This is a genomic window from Mucilaginibacter frigoritolerans, assembly GCF_007830615.1.
Taxonomy (GTDB): Bacteria; Bacteroidota; Bacteroidia; order Sphingobacteriales; family Sphingobacteriaceae; genus Mucilaginibacter; species Mucilaginibacter frigoritolerans.
Genome location: NZ_VLLI01000032.1, coordinates 1 through 1,005, shown reverse-complemented (window position 1 = coordinate 1,005; position 1,005 = coordinate 1). Strand labels below are relative to the sequence as shown.

At 41.1% G+C, this 1,005-nt stretch carries 1 protein-coding gene; it reads right to left on the bottom strand.

Translation table 11 applies throughout. From position 1 onward, the window contains the following. Window positions 1-1,005: LamG domain-containing protein (locus JN11_RS24290; protein ID WP_144916910.1), on the bottom strand; the 1,005-nt coding region annotated here is incomplete at both ends.

The following is a 1,005-nucleotide window of genomic DNA, read 5'->3' as shown; positions in this document are numbered from 1 at the left end:
TGAGCCATTCCAGGTTAAACCTGAAGCGGTATTGCTGCCATAAAGAATTTGGCCGCCAGAGCTATTGTAAATATTACAGCCTACACTTAATGTATATCCGTTTAAGTTGATGGATGCGCCGCTTGCCAGGGTTAATCCGTAAATACTTGCATTTGCTGTTAAAACTGGATATTTACTTAAACCCGAAGGTATTTTTAAAGTTGCCGTACCTGTAAAAACTGGCAACTGGTTAGTCGTTCCAGCAGTTGTATTATTCCAATTTCCTGCAACAGTTGGATCTGTACTGGTCGCACCCGTCCAGGTATAAGTTAATGCACCATTTACACCACCCGCATTGGAAGTGTTAACTGCAGTTGATCCAACAAATGTAAAAGATACCGGGTTGTTCTGATCAACATATTCTGCCTTTATCCAATCGCTTGTTTTTGCAACGTTAGATACACGGGCCTCATCAATAATACCATCAAAATAATATTGATTTCCACCTTCTCCTACACCTATATAATAAGGAGTGAGTTGAGTTGGATTCTGGGTAGTGTTTACAATTGAATATTGTACCCCATCAACATATGTACTCAAAGATGAACCATTATAAACGCCCTGAAGATGATGCCAGGACGAAGCAGCAATTGCAGGCGCTGTTGGGGTTGCTCCCCTGGTAAGCGCTGTTCCACCTTCACTTTCAGGAAGATTATTATTATATACACCCAACTTAAAAGCACCGGAAGCAAGACCGTTACTATTTTCGTTAGTCATTACTTTTTGATCTCGTGAGGCAACAGTTAAATTAACCCATGCCGAAATGGTAAAGTTCCCGGTAATGCTTATCCCATTTGATTGGATGCTTGTAGAAGATCCGTTAAAAGAATAAGCGTTGGTAACTTTTCCGGCAACAAGATTACTTGCTGTCATTCCGTTAATGGTACCTGTATTTCCATTGGCAGTGCCATCCTGCGTAGTACCTGTATAGGTTGTTTCGCCAAAATGATAAACAGCCTGGTAGTC